This is a genomic window from Burkholderia sp. JPY481 (assembly GCF_038900515.1).
Lineage (GTDB): Bacteria > Pseudomonadota > Gammaproteobacteria > Burkholderiales > Burkholderiaceae > Paraburkholderia > Paraburkholderia youngii.
Map to the genome: position 1 here is coordinate 1 of NZ_JAYMRT010000141.1, position 469 is coordinate 469.

At 64.8% G+C, this 469-nt stretch carries 1 pseudogene; it reads left to right on the top strand.

The window, feature by feature from the left end:
* Positions 1 to 75 precede the first annotated feature (75 nt).
* Positions 76 to 469 (top strand): annotated as a pseudogene (locus VSR82_RS40050) (type II secretion system minor pseudopilin GspK); the annotation flags it as partial.

The window sequence follows — 469 nt, forward strand, 5'->3', positions numbered from 1 at the left end:
GACTGACGTCGCTCGAAGAAGTGATTCGCGTGACGGGCGGAGCATAAGCGCAGGCGGCATTCCGTGGAGAATGACATGAGATTCTCTTTTTCTGATGCGCGCCGTGCGGCTTCTGCGTTGCCTGCGGGACGAGGCTCCCGCCGGAAAGTGCAGCTACGGCAGCGCGGCGCCGCCATCATCAGCGCGTTGCTGGTGGTGACGCTATCGGCAATTCTCGTCTCCAGCATTTTGTGGCGCCAGCAGGTGCAGGTTCGACGGATCGAAAGCCAGCGTCTGCTCGCGCAGGCGCAATGGGTCGCGCGCGGCGCGCTGGACTGGACCCGGCTGATCCTGCGTTCCGAAGGCGATACGTCGGCGGGCATCACCTATCTGGGTGGCGTGTGGGGCGAGCCGATCGCGAAAACGCGGCTGTCGGATTTTCTCGGCCAGATCGGCGAGGTGCGCGCTGAGCAAGGCGCGGCCACGTACC